The organism is Aeromonas sp. EERV15, from assembly GCF_900079845.1.
Taxonomy (GTDB): Bacteria; Pseudomonadota; Gammaproteobacteria; order Enterobacterales; family Aeromonadaceae; genus Aeromonas; species Aeromonas sobria.
The window spans coordinates 1-694 of sequence record NZ_FKKY02000055.1 but is presented as its reverse complement, the minus strand read 5'-3'; the positions used below and the strand labels follow the sequence as shown (position 1 = coordinate 694).

The 694-nt window shown below is 47.6% G+C and carries 1 tRNA gene and 2 rRNA genes; all 3 read left to right on the top strand.

Annotated elements, in window-relative coordinates:
• Positions 1 to 87: ribosomal RNA gene (locus BN4575_RS20355) — 16S ribosomal RNA — on the top strand; the annotation flags it as partial.
• Positions 88 to 287: 200 nt separating this feature from the next.
• Positions 288 to 363: transfer RNA gene (locus BN4575_RS20350), tRNA-Glu, on the top strand.
• Between the two features lie 237 nt (positions 364 to 600).
• Positions 601 to 694, top strand: a 23S ribosomal RNA gene (locus BN4575_RS20345); the annotation flags it as partial.

Genomic DNA, 694 nt, shown 5'->3' with positions numbered 1-694 from the left:
AGGGCGTTTACCACGGTGTGATTCATGACTGGGGTGAAGTCGTAACAAGGTAACCCTAGGGGAACCTGGGGTTGGATCACCTCCTTACCTTAAAGATGACGAAGTTGTTGAGTGTTCACACAGATTGACTTGATTCAAAGTAGTTAGAGCAAAGACCTGATGCGCAAGCGTCAGTGCTTGTTTGGTGAAAGCCAAACGAGAGAAGCCCTTTTGTTGGGTGTCGGGACGTGAATAGCGGCGAAAGCAGCTACCCGGACATCTGCGCGTGAGCGCAAAGACAAATCCGGGTCCCCTTCGTCTAGAGGCCTAGGACACCGCCCTTTCACGGCGGTAACAGGGGTTCGAATCCCCTAGGGGACGCCACTTCTCTTTTGCTAACAAGAATGCAGACATAAGCATGCGTGTTTATGTCTGTTTTCTTCGGTCGATGACCGTTGCAAACATGCTCTTTAACAATCTGGAAAGCTGATTTAAAAAGTAGTTCTCAAACATTTGTTACAAGTGCTTTGGAAACTTCTTGGCGAAAACCAAAATTTATTTTGGTCCTTGTTGTACTTCAACAAGCAAGCGTTGTTTCGACGACACTTCTTGGGGTTGTATGGTTAAGTGACTAAGCGTACATGGTGGATGCCTTGGCAGTCAGAGGCGATGAAGGACGTACTAACCTGCGATAAGCTGTGAGAAGTCGGTAAGA